Below are 19,600 nucleotides of genomic sequence, written 5' to 3' on the forward strand. Positions count from 1 at the left end.
CTTGCCCGTATCGTAGGCAATGCGCCGAATGCTCGCCATCGAAATTTATCGATGGCCTATTTCAGACTGTAATGGGGTAGTTCTGTAGAGAACACCGTTGCCGCCGGTAACCAAGCGGTCGTAAAGACGGCTGCCCAGCTGGCCGAGGAGTCGGCAAAGCAGCTCAAGGACGCTCAGGCCGCCTACGATGCCGCCCAGAAGAAGGCCGACGCGGCGGGCCAGTCTCAAAAGCAGGCGCAGCAGCAAAAGAATCAGGCCTCGCAGGCCGTGACCGATAACGCCGCCGAGCAGAACGAGGCCGAGGTAGCCGCGCTTCAGGAGAAGATCGACGAGCTTAAGGCAGCCGTCGAAAAGACCGAGCAGCAGCAGAAGAAGCTGGGCGACCTGAACGATCAGCTCGAACAGGCCAACAAGAGTGTCGAGGATAAGACCCAGGCGCTCAAGGACGCCAAGGCAAAGCAGGATGAGGCCAAGAAGGCCCTCGATGATGCCCAGGCCAAGCTCGAGGCCATGGGTATGGACGAGTACGAGGCCGCCAAGAAGGCCGTCGAGGACGCGCAGGCAAAGCTCGATGACGCCAATAAGGCCGTTACTACTGCACAGGACAATCTGGACCAGGCCAAGGCTGCCGAGGCCAGCGCCCAGCAGGAAAAGCAGAATACCGAGGCAGCTTTGACGACTGCCCAGGCCAAGAAGCAGGAGACTGCCGCTGCTCTCGCAGCCGCAACCACCGCGCGCGATAACGCCCAGCAGAAGTTCAACCAGGCGCAGGCCGCGCTCGATGCTGCCGTCTCGGGTACGGGTGTTGACCTGAGTGCGCTTGAGGCCGCCAAGAACGCTGCTGCTGGTGAGCTCAAGACCGCGCAGAGGGAGCTCAATGCCGCGACGGATGCCGACGCCACCGCACAGGCGAACCTGCAGGCTGCGCAGACTACCGTCACCGCCGCGCAGGAGAAGGCCAACGCCGCCAACGCCGCCGTGGCATCTGCCCAGTTTGCATATGATGCGGTAAGCAAGGAGTACAACGCCGCCGTCAGCAAGCGCGACGCCGCCAAGGCCGCATGCGAGCAGGCCCAGCAGACCGAAGCCGACAAGAAGGCGGAGTACGACCGACTCGTCGAGGTCCGTCAGCAGAAGCGCAGCGAGTGGGAGGCGGCCCGCGCCGCTTCGAACGCCGCGGAAAAGGCTTATGACGCTGCTAATGCCCAGGTTGAGGCTCTTGAGCAGCAGATTGCAGACCTAAAGTCCAACATGACCGTTGACCAGGAAGTCATCAATAAGGGCATGCTCGGCTTTATGGCCTACATCAGCAACAGCAGCGATTTCACCGCCACACAGAAAAAGAACGCCCAGGATGCCGTATCGATGCTGACCGGTGCTGAGGACAAGGCCGACTGGTATGACCAGTACGTCGATCAGGATATGTCTCGCGACACCAATCCGCTCTCCTTGGAGCAGATGCGCAACGCCCTGACATATCTCGACACCCAGAACAACCTCCGCAAGGCGAACGGTCAGTCGGCGCTCAGCGTCAGCCTCCGTATGACTGCGGCAGCCGCCCTTAATACATCATATTCATCGAACATCTGGGGACACTCGAACTGCTACTTCGACAACGGTGAAAACCTTGCTGGCGGAGGCGGCGCATATACCGGCGGCGAGACCGAGGATACCCTCGGCTGGCCCTATACCGGCCTCTATACTCAGGAAAAGAAGATTTTCGACAAGTATGTAGAGCAGTATGGCGACAAACTCGGCAAATATCGATATGAGTCCTATTACATCTATCAGAACTACAACAGCATCTACCACGAGTGCGGGCACTATCTCAACATTATCGATGCCTCTACGAGAGCCATCGGCATCGCGACCGGTAGCGGCAAGAATACCGATTCCGAGGTAACCATCTTCGATTACAGCGATGATGACACGCAGGCTGATTTCACTGTCTCCGAGTTCAAGAAGCTCCTCAACGACTACATCGATTCCGCCTACAATGCGGGCGGCACGCAGGCGCAGAAGGCGCAGCTCAAGGAGCTCCAGGGCAAGCTTGCCGAGGCGCAGAAGAACTTTGGAACTACAAGGGAAGCTTACTTCGCAGCTGTAAACGGACAGGATGCCGCCCAGGACGCTTTCACCGCAGCCGATGCGAACATGAACACCGCCAAGGGCGAGTACGAGAAGGCCAAGTCCGGCACCGCCGCCGCGAAGACGGCATACGACGCCGCCGAAGCCAAACTCAAGGGTATCGACGTCAAGACGCCCAAGACCAAGCTCGACGCCGCCAAGGGCGAGGCCGCTACTGCCCAGGCAACTCTCGATAAGGCAAACGCCACGCTTGCTGACAGCAAGACGAAGGCAGCCGATGCCGCTGCTCACAAGGCGAAGGCTCGCAGCGCCCGCTATGCCGCCAAGGCAAAGTCCGATCAGGCCAATGAGGCGTATGACAACGCCACGGCTTCGGTCAAGGACCTTACCGCCAAGTGCGATGCCGCCAAGACGGATCTTGCGAACAAGCAGGGCACGCTTAACGATGCCAAGAAGGCCGACGACACTGCCCAGGCTGGCGTTGACAAGGCTCAGGCCGCAGATGTGCACGCCGCGACCGCTCTTTCGGGCGCCAAGCAGGCAGTTGCCGCCAAGACGCAGACCCTGTCCGACGCACAGGAGAAGGTCAAGGCCGCCGAGGACGAGCTTGCCACCGCAAACAAGGCCTTCGAGCGCTTCGCCGGCGCCCAGAAGGCGGTCGACGACGCCAAGGCCGCCTATGACGCTGCCGTCGCCGGTGTCGCCGATGCCCAGAAGCAGCTCGAGGCCGCCAACGAGGCCGTTGTCGATGCGAACCTCGATATCATCAAGGCCAAGGCCGAGCTTGCCAGCGATGAGGCACTCAAGGCCGATCTTGAGGCTGTCGACCATAAGGCATCCCTTGCCGCGGGCACGACGGGCAACGAGAAGCTGGTCAAGCTGAACGCTGCCTACGCTCGCTATAAGGCCGCCGTCGATGCCGCCGCTGGTCTCAAGGCTGCTCTGAGCGATGCCGATGCCAAGCTGTCCGATGCCAACGACGCCTATGCCGCTGCACTGGCCGAGCTCGGAGATGCCAAGGATGCCTTGGCTGCCGCTCAGGCCGAGTACGACAAGTATCATCCCAAGGCTGAGCCGCAGGCCAAGCCTCAGGTTGCGCAGGCCGCTGCAAAGGTCCCCGTTGCCAAGAAACAGGCCGCGCCTGCCGCGCTCGCCCAGACCGGTGATGACTCTGCGCTTGCGGGCGAGGTCTTCGTTATCGGCGGTATTACGCTCGTGGCTGCGGGCGTGACGCTGGGCGATCGTCGTCGCAAGCAGATGTAGCGTTTCGGGCGTAGATTCTGCAAACGAACTTCGGTTCATAGCGGGACCGTCTCGATAGCCAAACGATAAGGCCGGCGCGCTGTTAAACGCAGTGCGCCGGCCTTTCTTTGCGTTGGTATCAAAAAGCCCGGTCGATAGCCGCGAAAGCTACCGTCCGGGCAAATCGTAGGCAATATAGTTGCTGTCGAGCAGCTGCTCAGCTTAGCCCAGCAGGCTTAAGCCCACGGAGACAAACGCTAGGATAACGCCGACGATGGACTCGCCGCCGAGCAGGCCGCTGGCGACAACCAGGCCCTGTTCCTGGAAGGCGGCGTCCTTGGCAGCTCTCTCCTCGTCAGAAAGACCAGCGGTGGCGTCGCGGTGGGCGGACCACTTGTTGTAGGCGAGCTTGACGCAGGAGCCCAGGAATGCCGTGAGTGACATGTAGAACGGCAGGTACACGCCCAGGCCGATCATCATGGCCGGAATGCCGAGCCAGTACATGACGATGCCGGCGATAAAGCCGCCAACGAACCACGGCACGCTCGGGATGCCCGAGACCATGGTGGCGACAACGCTTGCCTGCGCGGCAACAAAGCTCTTGTCGGGGCCAAAGGCGTCCGGGCCATAGGCGGTGACGAGCGCGACCATGACGGCTGCGGCGACCAGGGCGCCCACGATGCCGCCGATGGCCTGGCCAATCCACTGCGCACGCGGGTTGGTGCCCAGCACAGCGCCGGCCTTAAAGTCGTTCATGACGTCGCCTGCAAGGCCGCACGCCACGGCTACGATGCCGGCGATAAAGAACAGCTTGACCTGAGCGATCTGTGCGAAGGCTGCCACGATGAGCATGACGATGAGGCCAAAGATCTCCATGGGGTCGATGCCCGTCTGGCCGCAGCTCTGTGCGCTCATGATGGTGGTGACAAAGGTGAACAGCGTGACGATGACGGCCGGAACGGGGCCAAGGTCAAGCACGATGGCGATGACCACGGCGATGGCGGCAGCGCCTAGGCCGATGATGCCGGCGTCGAGCTTAAGGGAGCCCGAGATGAGCGACTGCTCGTCGGTGTCGGTGGAGCTGTCGGCGGCAAGACCGCGGACGATGCCGGCGACCTGCGGCAGGATGTCCTTGAGGACGACGGCGACGCCAAAGCCCATCATAAGGCCCATACCGAGGGACTTGACGATGCCCTGCGCAGTCACAACGTCGAACAGACCGGCAGCGGTGCCGCCCACGATGATGCCAAAGTTGCCCAGCAGCGCGCCGGCAAACCAGAAGGCGACCGGGGCGAAGCCCACGAGGAAGCCGACGGAGAGCAGCATGGGCGAGTTGTAGATACCAAAGGTCACGCCGGGAATGTTGAGCGTGCACAGCATGCTGGGCACAATGCCCAGGGCGTCGCGCAGCACGCTATAGATGCCGGCGATGGCCATGGAACCAAAGAGCTGCTTGCCGGTTTTGCCGCCAGCCTCGGTCGCGCGCAGGGTCTGAGCTGCGGCGTTGCCGGTGGGGAACTCAAGCGCGGCGTCCACGATAAAGTGACGGTGGATGAGCGCGGTGGCCAGCAGGCCCAGGATGGTGCCGGCGAGTGCCACGATAAACATGTCGAGCCAGCTGATCTGGTCGGCATAGCCCAGCATCCAGGCGCCCGGGATGGTAAACGCCAGGCCGCCGGCGACCATGGCGCCCGCGGACATGATGGTGTGGGTGACGTTTGCCTCGTTGAGGCTGGCGTTGCCCATGAGCTTAAGGAAGAACAGCGAGATGACGGCAGCGAAGACGATCGGCCAGGGGAGAGCGCCCATCTTGAGGGCGGTGTAGGCCGAGCTTGCCGTGATAATCACGCAGCCAAGGACGCCGATGACGACGCCGCGCAACGTGAGTTGCCCGCGCATCGAGGCGCGGTTCGAGGGATTGCTCATATAAAACTCCTTTGCGTATATCCGCTTCCCCCGGGAGCGCCGTTACGGATACGGCGCGGGAAGTCGGGTTACCAAGGGCCGCCGCGTGAGCTCGCAAACGACCGCGCACCAGTATAGCCGCAAGCTAGTCATTTTGGGATGACTGGTTTAGGTAGGCGATATACTGCTGGGCAGACGAAAGGAGCGCCGACGATGCTTAATGGGTGCGCATATATATTGACGGTCGACGTGGGCAACACGTTCATTCGCTTTGGCCTGTTTGCAGAGGATTCGGCCGCGGCGCAGGAATGTCCGCTTGCGACGTGCGAGATCACGACGCCGTCGAGCATTACGGCCGACGAAGCGCGTATGCGTCTCGTTCAAGTCATGGCCGCGCTGGCGGCCGATGCGGGCATGCCCGGCGCGCTCGTTCCCGCAGCTGCAGTCCTGAGTTGCGTGGTGCCGGCGCTCGAGCGTCCGTGGAAGGCGGCACTTTTTCGCACCTGCACGGGGCGCGTGCTCACCGTGGGGCCGGGCCTCAAGACCGGCATGCCCGTCCGCTACGACGACCCGGCCGAGATCGGCCCCGACCGCATCGCCGACGCCGTGGCGGCCCGTGCCGTCTACGGCTCTCCGTGCATCGTGATCGACTTGGGTACCACGACCAATATCGAGGTCATCGACGCGCGCGGCACCTTTGTGGGCGGCGTCATCGCGCCGGGTCTGGCGCTTGGCGCCCGCTCGCTCTCGGCTGCTGCGGCGCGTCTGCCGCAGGTCGAGCCCTCGGCACCCACGCATGTGATCGGCCGCAACACGCGCGAGGCCATGCGTTCGGGCGTGGTTCTGGGCGAGGTGGCCCGCATCGACGGCATGCTCGACATGGTGCTCGCCGAGATGCGCGCGACCAAGGCCGCGGGGGAGGGCGACGTGCCCATCGTCATTACCGGTGACGACGCCGAGGCGCTCGCGTCGCTGGTCGGTCACAGTCTGACGGTAGACGACGCGCTGACGCTGCGGGGTCTCGCCGAGCTCTACCGCATCAACCAAAAGCCCCGCCGCGTGTAAAAGTGAGGGCGCCGGTGGGACAAACGTCTCCACCTTTCACCTGCTACAATGGGTCAAATTATTGCGATTACGGAGGTGTCTGCCATGTCGGACGATCTTCATCAAACTTCGTCAGGCAAGCGCCTGGACGTCATTAGCTGGGACGAGTTCTTTATGAGCGTGGCCATCGCCGCGCAGCGCCGCAGTAAGGACCCCAACACGCAGGTGGGTGCGTGCATCGCCAGCACCAACCACCGCATCCTTTCGGTGGGCTACAACGGTACGCCCTCGGCGCTCAACGACGACTTTTTCCCGTGGGGTACGAGCGACGACCCGCTGCAGGACAAGCACAACTACGTGGTCCATGCCGAGGCCAACGCCGTGCTCAACTACCGTGGCTCGCTCAAGGACCTCGAGGGTTCCACGGTCTACGTCACGCTGTTCCCGTGCCATGACTGCGCCAAGATTTTGGCGCAGGTGGGCGTGGGCGAGGTCGTCTACCTGGACAACAAGTATGCCGACACCGATGATGGACGCATCAGCCGCCGCATCCTCGACTCCTGTGGCATCAGCTACCGCCAGGTTATCGTCGATGTCCACATCGGCACCGGGGGACAGGCTCAGCAGTAGCGCGTGGCAATGCCATCTGGCAACAAAAGGCAGCTAAAAGATCCCCGTCCCAAATTGACTGCTCGTGAAAGTCGTGTCCGCGCGCATGGATGGCTCGTGAGCGGGTACATGGCTGTAGTAACATAGCCCCTGTCCGCGGGCGTGCCCGCGTTATTGTGAGAAAGGAGCCCCTGTGGCTGTTAACGAAGAGCTGCTTAAGAAGGTTCTTGAGGAGATCCGCCCCAACCTGCAGGCTGACGGCGGCGATATGGAGTATGTGGGTGTTGACGACGAGGGCGTCGTCAAACTGGAGCTGCAGGGTGCCTGCGCCGGCTGCCCTATGAGCGCACTGACCCTGTCCATGGGTATCGAGCGCATCCTGAAGGAGCATGTGCCCGGCGTTACCCGTGTCGAGCAGGTCAATGCCTCCGGCGAGACCGACGACCTGTACGACGAGTACGCGCCGTTCTAAGATGCGAAAGCTGCGGACGGCATACTCCGCATAGACGTTACGCCCAAATATGCGGCTGCGAGCGCAAGGCCCGCGGCCGCATTTGTATGTAGGGAGTAGGAGGGTCGACATGCTCAATGACTTCTACCATATGCTTGATCCCGTCGCGATTTCGGCGGGCCCCATCACCATCTACTGGTATGGCCTGGCCTACGTGGTCGGCGCCCTGGTTACGGCGGTCGTCATGTACCGCACACAGCGTCGCTGGGGCTTTAACATCACGATTGACGACCTGACGAGTGTCGTGGTCGGCGTGGTCTTTGGCCTTATCATTGGCGCCCGTCTGTTCTACGTCATCTTTTACGGCGACGGCTACTACTGGGCGCATCCGCTCGAGATCTTTGCCACCAACGAGGGCGGCATGAGCTTCCATGGCGGTTTGGTGGGCGGCATTATCGGCGGCATCATCGTGTGCCGCATGTATAAACTCGACGCATGGACGTTGGCCGATCTTGCTGTCATCGGCGCGCCGCTGGCCTTGTGTCTGGGCCGTTGTGCCAACTTTGTCAACGGTGAGCTGTGGGGCAAGCCGACCGATCTGCCATGGGGCGTGGTCTTTGGCGGGACTGCGGGCGATATGCCGCGTCATCCCTCCCAGCTCTACGAGGCATTTCTTGAGGGCATCGTGCTTTTTTGCATTCTGCAGGTGCTCAGCCGCAAAAAGCCGCTACTGCCCCAAGGCACGTTTATGGGCGTGTTTGTGATGGGTTACGGCATCGTCCGCTTCCTCATTGAGTTTGTGCGTGTGCCCGATGCGCAGCTGGGCTATCTGCTGGGCGGCGTCATCACCATGGGTCAGCTGCTGAGCCTGCCGCTCGTAATCGCGGGCCTGGCGCTCATCATCTTTGCTCGTCGCCGCAACCAACCCCAGCGCATCTACCTCGACGCCTAACCACCACAAAGGGGACAGGCACCTTTGTGGTGGTTTGCTGGGCAACGATGACAGAACCGTAACGTTTCCCCAGATAAAACCTGCCAAAATAAACCTGTCCCTTTTTGGCAGGTTTCTAGAAAGGCTTTCGGACTGTGAAGGATTCCGATCTCTCCACAACGGCTGCGCGCGACGCTGCCCGCATCGTCTGGTTTAAGCGCTACCCCGCCAAGCAGACGCTCATCGCATTTCTGCTCGCGTTGTTGGCGACCACGGCGTTTTCCATCGATCCCGCCCCAGTGTCGAGCAACGCAGTCTTGGCGATTGACCCCAAAGCCTCTGGCATGCTGTACGTGTGCTACGAGGTGCTTCTCTCGTTTACCGGCCACACCGACGCGGTCATGCTGCTTGCGCTTGCCTGCCTGCTCACGCTGCCGTTTCGCTACGTATTCTTTGGCCGTGGCGACACCTGGCGCCCATCGATTATTCTGCCGTCGCTGTTTTTCGCCATCTGCATGGTGTTCGGCCGCAGCTACGACCTCACCGACTCGGCCGAGATTGTTCTTGGCGACAAGGCCCGCATCATCTGCGCCTGGATTGGCGGCGCGGGCTGGATGCTCCTAGCGATCGTGGCCTTCTATCTGGCTTTTGAGTGTCTGGATTGGCTGAGCTCCCGACGCATCCCGTTTTCCGAGGCGCACTTTGGCCGCATATGGCGTGTGGCTCACGCCGTGCTCTCGGTCCATCCCTTTGCCGGGCCCTTCCTGGTGCTTATGATCGCCTGGGCGCCCATGCTCATCGCTTCGCTGCCCGGCCTTTTTATGGGAGATACGGGTGCGCAGATTCGCCAGTGGTTCAACTATCCCAATGGCACGAGCGACTACCTGCGCCTACTCAACCCCAGCGTGCTGCTCAACGGGCATCATCCCGTAGTGCACACGGCCATTATCGGCTCGTGCGTTCAACTGGGGCTTTCGCTGTTCAACAGCGCTAACGCGGGCCTCATCATCTATACCTGCGCTCAATTTGTCATCACGGCTGCCTGCATGGCCTATTCCATTTCGTCGCTGCGCAAACTGGGCGTGAGCCTGCCGGTTCGCGGTACGATCCTGCTGTTCTTTGCGTTTATGCCGATGTTCTCTAACTACGCGGCCCTGCTCACCAAAGACGTGCTCTTTGCCGACGCGTTTTTGGTGCTGCTGGTACAGACCGTCAAGCTCGTCGCATGTGGCCTGCCCCGTCGTGATGCCAATGTCGAGCGAGCGGGCGAGAAAGCCCCCGTGCTCTTTGCGCGCCACGACTGGCTGTTGCTTGCGCTGGCTGCCATGGGTTCCACGTTTTTGCGCAATGGAGGCCTGGTGTTTCCCCTGGCGGGATGCGTAATCGCGGCGGCGTTTTGCGCATGGGATGTACATGTCGCTCGTCGTGCGGCTAAGCAGACGGGCACCGCGGTCTCATGCGCCACACCGCGCTTCCGCTGGGTTGGCGTCCTCGCGGTACTCGCGCTCTGCCTTGCCTCTAATATGTACTTCACCAAGGTCTTTATGCCGGCGCACGACATCACGCCTGGTTCCAAGCGCGAAATCCTCTCGATTCCGTTCCAACAGACGGCTCGTTTCGTCCAAAAGCACGACGGCCTCAACTCGGGCGTCAGCCCTACGGTTAAGGAGGACGGCACTATCGTGGAGGCACCCTGCGACGGTTTGGTGACCGATGAGGAGCGCGCCGTGATCGATCGCGTGCTCAAGTACGAGAACCTGGGTCGCCGCTACAACCCCGACAAGTCCGATGCCGTCAAGAACTGCTTTAACGAGTACGCCTCGCAGGAGGACATCGATGCCTATTTTGAGGTATGGGCCCAGATGTTTAAGAAAGATCCCGAGTGCTATATTTCGGCGCTTATCAATAACTACTATGGTTATTTTTATCCGAGCGCGCGCGATGCCTGGGTCTACAGCACGGCGCGTAGTGCCGAGATCATGGCGCGTCCCGACAACCTCAAGTACTTCGACTTCCATCCGGTTGACAGCAACGTGGTGCGCTGGTGTGACCACCTGATCAATCTGTACCGTGTGGCGGTGCAGCGCATCCCGTTTATTTCGCTCGCCATGAGCTCGGCCACCTATGTGTGGATCATGATCGCCGTGGTGGTCTACCTGCTGCGTCGTCATTCATGGCGTGCGCTGGCGATCTGGGTGCCGCTGTTGGGGGTGCTCGCCGTGTGCCTGATTGGTCCGTGCAACGGCTCGACCTACATGCGCTACCTGTATCCGGTCATCGCCTGCATGCCCTTCGCCATCGGCGCCACCGTTACCCGCAGCGACTTTCTCTGGTCCTAACTTGGTGCATTGGGGTCAGGTTTCTTTGCACCAAAGGGGGCATCATCACGACGCCTTCATTTTGGGGTTTATCTCGCAGGCCAGTAGGTATATCATAACGACGTTTGTTTATATTGCCCGAGCATCTGCGCTGGGCTTTAGGTCGAAACCGATAGGAGACACGTATGTCCGGACACTCTAAGTGGGCCACAACCAAGCATCGTAAGGGCGCGCAGGACGCCAAGCGTTCCGCCCTCTTCTCCAAGCTCAGCCGCAACATCACCGTTGCTGCCCGTCTCGGCGGTGACCCGCTGCCCGAGAACAACGCCAGCCTCGCCGCTGCCGTTGCCAAGGCCAAGGCTCAGTCCATGCCTAAGGACAAGATCAAGTCCGCTATCGACAAGGCTTTTGGTTCGGGTGCTGACGCCGCCGTCTACGAGAACATCGTGTACGAGGGCTACGGTCCCGCCGGTGTCGCCGTCTACGTCGACTGCCTGACCGACAACCGCAACCGTACCGCCGCTGATGTCCGTTCCGCCTTCTCCCACGCTGGTGGCAACCTGGGCACCTCCGGCTCCGTCGCCTTCCAGTTTGAGCGCAAGGGCCAGATCGTCGTCGCCAAGGAGATCCTGGACGAGAACGCCAAGAAGGAGACCATGATCGCCAACGGTGCTGCCGGTGACGAGGATGAGTTCATGATGGCCATCGCCGAGGCCGGTGGCGAGGACTACGAGGATGCCGGCGAGGAGTGGATCGTCTGGACTGCTGCCAACGACGTCATGGCTGTCTCCAAGGCGCTCGAGGAGCAGGGCGTCCAGGTCAAGGGTTCCGAGACCACCATGGTCCCGACCACCCCGACCGAGGTCTCTGGTACCGACGCCAAGAAGGTCCAGCGCCTCATCGACCGTCTTGAGGAGCTCGACGACGTCCAGGACGTCTACAGCACCATGGACATGACCGACGAGGTCATCGCTGCCCTCGAGGAGGAGTAGCGCCAGCACGGATTGAGCCGTGCATATCTGGGCATAATGAAGCGAGCATGCAAGCCTCGTGGAATAGATGAGCCGGATCCGCGTGCGTAGAGCACCGGACCCGGCTCTTTTATAATGATGCGAACCGTTCTGCATTTCGAGAGCCGAGATTTGAAGGGAGCGCCGCGTGCGCGTACTCAAACGAGCCCTAGCGATCGTGTATCTTGCCGCCACCATCGTGGCACTGGGTACGCTTGTCTGCCAGTTTTGGGGGCCGTATACGTATCGCTTTATGCTGCTGATGCGCGACCCCATGCCGCGCATCGTCGTGACGGCGTGCGCCGGCGTCGTGGCGATCGGCGTACTGCTGAGCTTTTTCCGCCTGATGTTCGCCCGTCGCGAACCGTCCTGCGTGCATCCGGCGGGGGAGCGCAATATCGAGGTTACCCTTGCGGCGCTTTCTTCGTGCGCCAGGGTTGCTGCCGAGCGCGACGACCGCGTGATGGTCGAGCATGTCGAGGCTCGCGTCCAAGGCCCCGACGATTCGCACGTCCGTTTTAAGGTCGAGGCTATCGCGCTTGACGATAAGGACGTGGCATCTCTGGCTACCGCGATGCAGCAGCGCATCGAAGAAGCCTGCGATACCATGCTCGGCGCGCCGGGTACGACCGCGCGCGTCCGTTTTTTGCCGTCCAAGACTACCGTCCAGACCGTGGAGGTTTCCGGTGAGTGATACCAATCAAGATAAGACCGCTCGTACGCCGCGCCTGACGATTGACCAGAGCGCCACGCCGGCGAGCGAACCTGTTGATTCCAAAGCAGAGGCAACCGAGTTACAAGACGCGGCAGCCGCGGATTTTGACGAGGCTATGGGTCTCATCAAGGGTACGGGCGCTGCCATCTGGAGCTATGCTGTGCGTCATCCCAACACCACGCTCGGTGCCGTCGCTGGCTTTATCCTCGCCGTTTTGGTGCTCACGTTGGGCCTGTGGGATACGCTCGTCATTGCATTCTTCGTGCTGATCGGCGCTGTGATCGGCCAAATTCGCGATGGCGAGAACGGGATCGTCAACTTCTTCGGCCGTCTGTTTAGCGGCCGCTAATATGTATTCGACTGTCGCATCCGCGGCAGGCATAAGGAGGAAGCATGGCTTTTAATACGAAGGTCGATGTAGCCGATACCGAGCTCGAGGAGAACGAGGCGGTCGTCGCCGAAGCTGAGGATGTGACGCTCGAGGACGAGGCTCTCGTCGAGGCCGAGTCCGATACGGATGAGGATGACGAGGAAGCGGACGAGTCCGAGGACTCACTCACCTATTCCAACGGCGTGATTGAGAAAATCGTTGCCATGGCCACCCGCGAGGTTCCGCACGTTCTGGGCATGAAGGGTAACCTCATGCACTTTGTGCAGGAGCAGTTTGGTGCCGAGAATCTGACCAAGGGCGTGACGGTCGAGGTCACCGATGACAATCGCGTGGTCGTCAACATCTCCGTCATCATCGAGTACGGCGCCTATGCGCCCGCGATCTTCGACGATGTTAAGGCACGTGTCACCGAGCGTCTGGCAGCGATGACCGGCCTTGAGGTGGCGGGCGTCAACCTGCGCATCGAGGACGTCATCACCCCCGAGGAGTACGAGCACCGCACCAGCCAGCACGAATAACCTTCCAAAAAGGGACAGGTTTGTTTTGGCAGGTTTTATCTGCGAAAACGTTAAACGGCCGACCGCGCAAGCAAAAGCGTGGCCGGCCGTTTTTGTACGCTCCCGATGTAGTCATACCGCTCGTCTAACTAGGGGTTGCAATCCCCACGTTCCGCGTTACTCTAATGGGCGCATTGTTTCCAAATTGTTAACGAGGGGTTGCCGTAATGGCCGACGAGCACGAAACAGAAAGCAAGGCATGGGCAATTGAGGCCGCTGCGGCAGAGGCGGCGTCGCGTGCTGCCGAGGAGGTGCATCGTCCTCCCGTAGTGCCGATGGAGCGCGTGGTCGATCGCGATGTTATCGAGCGGGGCGAGCGCGCTGGTCGCAAGCGCAGCCAGGAGCCGGGCTTTCCGCGCTTTTTTGCCGAGCTCAATTTGGGCCTGATCCTCACGGCCTTTGCCATCGTCGCGTTTAAAACCCCTAATCACTTTGCTTTTGGCGGCACCTCGGGCGTGTCGGTCATTCTGTCCACGCTGTTCCCGACCCTGCCCGTCGGCGTCTTTATGTGGATTATCAATGCGGTCCTGGTCGTTCTGGGCTTTATCTTTTTGGAGCGCAAGGCAATCCTGTGGAGTGTCTTTGCCTCGTTTGCGCTGTCCGCCTATGTTTCGCTGTTTGAGCTCTTTATTCCGACCGATGTCTCGATGACGGGCGATATGTGGCTCGACCTGTGCTTTGCCGTGATTCTGCCGGCGCTCGGCAGCGCCATCGTCTTTGATATTGGTGCCTCGACGGGCGGCACGGACATTCTCGCCATGATCCTCAAACGTCGCACGACGCTCGAGATTGGCCGCGCCCTGCTGTTGGTCGATATCGGCATCGTGACCATCGCGGCCTTCTTGTACGGTCCGCGCGTCGGTCTGTACTGCGTGCTCGGCCTGTTTGCCAAGACGCTTGTGGTCGACAAAGCCATTGAGAGCATTCACCTTCGTAAGGTCTGCACGGTCATTTGTTCCGAGCCCCTTAAGGTCGAGGAGTTTATCGTCAAACATCTCAACCGCACGGCGACTATCAGCCGCGGCTACGGTGCTTTCTCGGGCAAGTGCGTGACGGTGATCATGAGCGTGCTAAGCCGTCGCGAGGCCGTGCAACTGCGTCGCTACGCGCGCGAGATCGATCCGGGTGCCTTTATCACGATTGTCGACAGCTCCGAGATCGTCGGCAAGGGTTTCCGCGGAACGAACTAACGCGGTCGAGCTTATCAAACAATCGAATAGCGCCCTGCGCATTGCAAATGCGTCATGTTGGAGTATTTGTCCCCACATTGGGTGATAATGATGCCAAAGACATCGTTTGCGATCCAGATGATTCGCTCAAGATACGAAGGGATGATCTCGATGTTCTGTTCGCAGTGTGGTGCCCCCATGGGCGACAACGATAAGTTCTGTGGTGCGTGTGGTGCCCCCAATGCCGGTGCCGCAGCCTCTGCCCCTCAGGGTCAGCCCCAGCAGTTTGTTCCGCAACCGCCCGTGGCGAATGCGTCCAAGGGCTGTGTGGCTCAGGCGTTTGAGGACATGACCAAGACGCCGGGCGTGCTGCAGCGCGTGTGCCAGATCGCCTTTTTGCCGGCGCTGATTTGTGTTGTGTCGGTGCTCGTGCTGTTCATTCCCGTTATCGGCGGTATCGCGGCTGCCATCGGCTTTTTGGCAGCTTGCATTGCGAGCGTGTGTGGTTCCGGCTTTGGTATTGAGTGGGGTCGCGATCTGTCGCTCAAGGTTGATGACGGTATGGATCGTCCACTCATGCGTTCCACGTCGTTTGGCCTCGGAGTCTTTTCGAGCGTTATCTCGGTCGTGCTCGAGGTTATCGCTGCCATTCCCGTTATCGGTGTAGTGCTTTCGCTGGTGGAGAGCGTGGTAATTGGCGCCGCGGGCTCGTATTCGTATTACGGCTCTTATGCACTCGAGGCAGCGCTGTTCGGCTCGCTTGGCCTGCTTGTCCTGGCTATGATTGCCACGGCGGTCTTGGGGGTCTTCTTTAAGATGTTCGCCGACATTGCCGTGATGCACTTTGCGGTGACCGGTCGTGTCGAGAGCGCGTTTTCGCTCGATAAGGTCTGGGCCGCCTTTAAGCACAACAAGACCAAACTGTTCTGCGCTTCGTTCCTTCCCGAGTTTTTGACGGGCCTGGTCGCCAACGTTGTCACCTGGATCCTGACGTTCGTCTTTGGCACCATTGCCTCTGTCGGTATGTATAGCTACTACTACCGTCCTACGGCTATTGAGGCGCTTGTTACCGGCGGTGGCATCACGCTCGTATTGTTCTTGGTGCTGACGGCGTTTGTCACGGTATTCCTCACGGTCTTTGGCAAGATGCTCAAGCACCGTGCCGTTGGCTATTGGGTTGCGCGCTACGCAAGCGAGTGGGCCGACGAGGACAAGGACGACGTCCTGACTTTTGTGCTGCCGTTTGAGAAGAAGTCTGCTCCGGCTGGTTTTAGCGCCGACGCAGCGCCCGTATCCGATTCCACTGCGGCGCCGGCGCCTGCGCCCGAGCCCGAGCCCGCGCCCGTGCCTGAGCCTGAGCCCGAGCCCGCGCCCATGCCGGAACCGGAGCCCGAGCCTGCACCTGAGCCCGAGCCTGCGCCAAGCTCCGACGAGGACCCGCAGGACGAGTAACCCTGCCACCTGCCATTTGGGGACGGGGTAGAAACGGTAGAAATAGCGCTTGACAAATAAGCGGGGGCGGACGTGCCGAAGCGTCCGCCCCCGCTTTGATATCGCGATGCGGCTATGACTGCGAGATGGTCGTGGATCGACTACTCGTTGTGCTTCTCCTCGCGGCGGGCGGCGGCGCGAGCGTCGTGGATGCCCTTGATTGCGGCGTGTCGGGCGGTGCGGGCATCGTGCATGGCGTCGCGGGCCTCGGCGGCCGTGGCCTTGGCAGAGCGCAGTTTGGCTGCCAGGTCGGGATTGGTCTCGGCGACCGCGGCAATCGTGGGGCCGTCGAGCTCTTCTTGTGTGGGCTCGGCCAAAAAGTCGATGGCATATTGGGCGGCCACCATGGAGCCCTTGGCCAGTACCGACTCGTCAATCTTGTAGAAGCAAGAATGTTGGGCGTACGTTGCGCCAATCTGGGGGTTGCGCGTGCCAACAAAGGCGAGCACGCCCGGTACGCGGCGCAGGTACTCTGAAAAATCCTCACCCGAGAGTGTGCCGCGATAATGGCCTTGGCCGGTGGGGCCCAGGCATTTGATTACTGCCTGGCGGCAGCGCTCGCTCGAGGCGGCATCGTTTTCGACCTTGTAATTGGCGATGGTGTAGTCGGTGAGCTCTGCCTCGGCGCCCAAGGCGGCCGCGGTATGCTCCACGATGCGGCGCATGAGCTCCGGCATTTCCTCGTGGGTCGAATCTCCGTAGGTGCGCACCGTGCCGGCGAGGTAGGCCGTGCCGGCGATAACGTTGCGCGCGGTGCCGCCGTGCAGCTCGCCGACGGTAATGACGGCCGGCTCGTAGGGACTGATCTCGCGCGAAACGATGGTCTGCAGAGCGTTGACGATCTCGGCGGCAACCATAACGGCGTCGTGACCGCGCTGGGGCATGGCGCCGTGGCACGAGGTGCCGCGGACGTCGATGCGGAACCAGTCGGTATTGGCCATGCGCGGTCCGGGCTCGCAGCTCACGGTGCCGGCGTCGACCTCACTCCAGATGTGCGCGGCGTAGGCGCCATCGACGCCGTCGAGCACGCCCGTGCCGATCATGAGCTTGGCGCCCTGGCCGTTTTCCTCGCTGGGCTGGAAGACGATGCGGACTTCGCCGTGGATGTCGTCGGTCATATGGCGCAGGATTTGCAGCGTGCCGAGCATCATGGCGATGTGGCAGTCGTGGCCGCAGGCGTGCATGCAGCCCTCGTTGACGCTGGCAAACTCCTCGCCGGTCTGCTCGGTGACGGGCAGGGCGTCGATGTCGGCGCGCAGCAGGATGCGGCGGCGTGGCGTGCCGTCCTCGCGATAGGCGTCGGGCGCGGTGCCGCGAATGGTCGCCACCAGGCCCGTCTTGAGGGGACGCTCGTAGGGGATATTCATGGCGTCGAGCTGGTTGGCGATGTCGGAGGTCGTGCGCTCCTCGGCAAGGCTCAGCTCCGGGTGCTTATGGAAGTGCCGGCGCTGCTTGATGATATAGGGTTCAAACTCGGTAGCGATATCTTGGATGGCTGCGGTGACGTCGTCAGCCGCTCGCACTTCGGTCGCCGCCATAATCTGCTGTGCCTTGGTCTTCGTCATGGTCGATTTGCTCCTTGCTGGGTTGATCGCAAAATCGTACAGGCTCTCTCCAGTATGCCACCTGCCGCTAGGGCTGGTAAAGTTGCCGTTTGCCGCTTGGGGTTTTGTTACAAGGGCGGGGGAGTACACTCGGGGGTGTTGAATTTCCTGCCAGAGATGGGGATGCCCATGCAACATATCGATCGGATTATCCGCTCCAAGAACGTCTTTACCGCGCAAGACGGCATCGATACCGCCCGCGAGCTGGCGATTGCCATCGCAGGCGACCGTATCGTCGCAGTCGGTGCGCCCGATGACGTGATTGCCGCCGCGCCTGCCGCCACGCCGGTTATCGACTACGGCGAGCAGTTTGTCTGCCCAGGTTTCCATGACGCTCATCTGCACTTCTTCCATACCTCGGTCGGCTCCTCGCCGTACATGCTCATGGATATGGGCACGTCCGAGGCGGCGCTGGTGCAACACGCGCTCGAGTTTTCCCAGGACTTGCCTGACGACGCTTGGGTTGTGACGCAGGGCTGGCGCGATTACCGTTGGGACCCGCCCGAGCATCCTAGCAAGGCGTCGCTCGATGCGGCATTCCCCGATCGTCCCTGCGTTATGTATTCGGGCGACGGGCACACGCTTTGGCTCAACAGCCGTGCACTCGAGGCGCTCGGCGTCACGCGCGACAGTGAGCCGCCGGCGGGCGGCAGCTACGACAAGGACGCAAACGGCGAGCTCACGGGCATTGCTCACGAGGCAGCTGCTATGCAGCTGCTACCGCGCTGCCTTGAGTGGCTGGGCGAGGATCGCATCGCAAGCGCTTACGCCGATCAAATGAGGCGGATGGCCGAGCAGGGCATCACCTCGATATGCGATATGTCGCTCATGCCCATGCCGGGCTGCGATTTTATCCGCGATGACGTCTACGACAAACTGCAGGCAGCTGGCAAACTGGGCATCCGTGCCCATCTGTTCCCCACGTTGCTGGATGACCAATCGCGCTTAGAAGAACTGCAGACCCGCTACGCGAACAACGCGCTGCTCTCGGCGCCTGGTTTTAAGCAGTTCTTCGACGGCGTCTCGAGCGAACACACGGCCTATCTCACCGATCCCTATACCAACCCGCGCTTCCCGGGCGATCAAGGTCGCCTGACGGTTCCCGTCGAGCGCATGCGCAAGCTGGTTCTGGCGGCTGCGGAGCGCGGCCACACCGTGCGCATCCACGTTATCGGCGACGGCGCCATCCATGCCGCACTCGATATCTTTGAGGAGGCCGCCGACCTGTACGGCCTGCCCCAGCACGGCCATAATACGCTTGAGCATTTGGAGAATCTGCTGCCCGAGGACATCGATCGTCTGCGCAAACTCAACGTCATTGCCTCGAGCCAGCCCTGTCATATCACACTCGACCCGGGTGGTCCGGAGCGAGACCTGGGCTTGGAGCGTAGCCGCATCATGTGGCCGTTTGCGACCTATAAGCAGCGCGGCATCCGCCAAGCCTTCGGCACCGATAGCCCCATCACAGCCGTTACCAGCATGAACGTGCTCTACACGGCTATCACCCGCCAAGACCCCCGCAGCCACTGGCCCGAGGGCGGTTGGCTGCCGAGCGAGCGTATCGATGCGGCAACGGCTCTGCGCAACTACACCCTGGGCAGCGCCTATGCAGCGGGCGATGAGCAAAACCTCGGCAGCCTGGAACCCGGCAAATACGCCGACCTGGTAGTCCTGGACCAAAACCCACTCACCATCGACCCCCAAGAACTCCAAGCCACCAAAGTCCAAGCCACCTACCTAGCCGGCAACCTGATCTACGAGCGCTAAGTATTCATGTCTTACCGTTAAACGCGGCTCGGGCAGCTTATTTTGGGATGGCGCTCGAGCCGCGTTTGCGTTTCGGTGAGGATCCGCCATGTGCGTCCCTGCTCTGTTGGATTTGGGCGCGGGGTTGAGGTGCTGCTGCTCCGTGCGTTCAATTTGGACATCAGCAGTGCAACCTCATGTGTTTTGCATACTTCACATTACAGATTGCATAAAAAGGCCGGGATGTTCTTTCTGGCCCTGATGTACCCCCGCCTGGACCGTGCAAAAAACGGAGTATTCAGCACCGCGAGCTCTGCCGGTGCCGCTGC

The 19,600-nt window shown here is 61.1% G+C and carries 15 protein-coding genes; 13 read left to right on the forward strand and 2 right to left on the reverse strand.

Going from position 1 to position 19,600, the window contains the following annotated elements:
* Positions 1-267: 267 nt before the first annotated feature.
* The gene (locus tag ABHT90_RS08265; protein ID WP_346982194.1) at positions 268-3,351 is read left to right on the forward strand and encodes a CAP domain-containing protein; all 3,084 of its coding nucleotides are present in this window, start codon (positions 268-270) and stop codon (positions 3,349-3,351) included.
* Positions 3,352-3,552: 201 nt separating this feature from the next.
* On the opposite strand, the gene ABHT90_RS08270 is transcribed toward ABHT90_RS08265, so the two are convergent.
* A complete protein-coding gene (locus ABHT90_RS08270) occupies positions 3,553-5,256 on the reverse strand; it encodes an OPT/YSL family transporter (protein ID WP_346982195.1) in 1,704 nt (567 codons plus the stop codon).
* Positions 5,257-5,448: 192 nt separating this feature from the next.
* Here ABHT90_RS08270 and ABHT90_RS08275 point away from each other — a divergent pair, with 192 nt between their 5' ends.
* From ABHT90_RS08275 to ABHT90_RS08325, 11 genes are all read left to right on the forward strand, one after another.
* Positions 5,449-6,300: a type III pantothenate kinase gene (locus ABHT90_RS08275; RefSeq protein WP_117655897.1), complete on the forward strand. Its 852-nt coding sequence runs from the start codon at positions 5,449-5,451 to the stop codon at positions 6,298-6,300.
* Positions 6,301-6,384: 84 nt separating this feature from the next.
* Positions 6,385-6,909, forward strand: coding sequence for a deoxycytidylate deaminase (locus tag ABHT90_RS08280; RefSeq protein WP_118260402.1), 525 nt, complete (start codon positions 6,385-6,387; stop codon positions 6,907-6,909).
* A 172-nt stretch (positions 6,910-7,081) separates the two neighbouring features.
* Positions 7,082-7,360 (forward strand): NifU family protein, encoded by a 279-nt coding sequence (locus ABHT90_RS08285; protein ID WP_117637654.1) that lies wholly within the window; start codon positions 7,082-7,084, stop codon positions 7,358-7,360.
* A 109-nt stretch (positions 7,361-7,469) separates the two neighbouring features.
* On the forward strand, positions 7,470-8,291 hold the full coding sequence (gene lgt, locus ABHT90_RS08290; protein ID WP_346982196.1) for a prolipoprotein diacylglyceryl transferase: 822 nt from the start codon (positions 7,470-7,472) through the stop codon (positions 8,289-8,291).
* A 134-nt stretch (positions 8,292-8,425) separates the two neighbouring features.
* The gene (locus tag ABHT90_RS08295) at positions 8,426-10,609 is read left to right on the forward strand and encodes a DUF6020 family protein (protein ID WP_346982197.1); all 2,184 of its coding nucleotides are present in this window, start codon (positions 8,426-8,428) and stop codon (positions 10,607-10,609) included.
* Positions 10,610-10,773: 164 nt separating this feature from the next.
* A complete protein-coding gene (locus ABHT90_RS08300; protein WP_055251993.1) occupies positions 10,774-11,580 on the forward strand; it encodes a YebC/PmpR family DNA-binding transcriptional regulator in 807 nt (268 codons plus the stop codon).
* Between the two features lie 166 nt (positions 11,581-11,746).
* Positions 11,747-12,292, forward strand: coding sequence for an Asp23/Gls24 family envelope stress response protein (locus ABHT90_RS08305; RefSeq protein WP_117640268.1), 546 nt, complete (start codon positions 11,747-11,749; stop codon positions 12,290-12,292).
* Positions 12,285-12,662: a DUF2273 domain-containing protein gene (locus ABHT90_RS08310; protein ID WP_040358983.1), complete on the forward strand. Its 378-nt coding sequence runs from the start codon at positions 12,285-12,287 to the stop codon at positions 12,660-12,662. The genes ABHT90_RS08305 and ABHT90_RS08310 overlap by 8 nt, the downstream gene beginning before the upstream one ends.
* A 44-nt stretch (positions 12,663-12,706) precedes the next feature.
* A complete protein-coding gene (locus ABHT90_RS08315) occupies positions 12,707-13,222 on the forward strand; it encodes an Asp23/Gls24 family envelope stress response protein (RefSeq protein ID WP_055251999.1) in 516 nt (171 codons plus the stop codon).
* A gap of 206 nt (positions 13,223-13,428) precedes the next feature.
* Positions 13,429-14,451, forward strand: a complete 1,023-nt coding sequence (locus ABHT90_RS08320; protein WP_082435553.1) for a YitT family protein — start codon at positions 13,429-13,431, stop codon at positions 14,449-14,451.
* 150 nt (positions 14,452-14,601) lie between these two features.
* Entirely contained in the window at positions 14,602-15,882 is a 1,281-nt protein-coding gene (locus ABHT90_RS08325) for a DUF4013 domain-containing protein (protein ID WP_346982198.1), read from the forward strand.
* Between the two features lie 140 nt (positions 15,883-16,022).
* Here the strand turns inward: ABHT90_RS08325 and ABHT90_RS08330 are convergent, their stop codons facing one another.
* A complete protein-coding gene (locus ABHT90_RS08330; protein WP_346982199.1) occupies positions 16,023-17,486 on the reverse strand; it encodes a M20 family metallopeptidase in 1,464 nt (487 codons plus the stop codon).
* 162 nt (positions 17,487-17,648) lie between these two features.
* Here ABHT90_RS08330 and ABHT90_RS08335 point away from each other — a divergent pair, with 162 nt between their 5' ends.
* On the forward strand, positions 17,649-19,292 hold the full coding sequence (locus ABHT90_RS08335; RefSeq protein ID WP_346982200.1) for an amidohydrolase: 1,644 nt from the start codon (positions 17,649-17,651) through the stop codon (positions 19,290-19,292).
* Positions 19,293-19,600 lie beyond the last annotated feature (308 nt).

This window comes from Collinsella aerofaciens (assembly GCF_039758815.1).
Lineage (GTDB): Bacteria > Actinomycetota > Coriobacteriia > Coriobacteriales > Coriobacteriaceae > Collinsella > Collinsella aerofaciens_BP.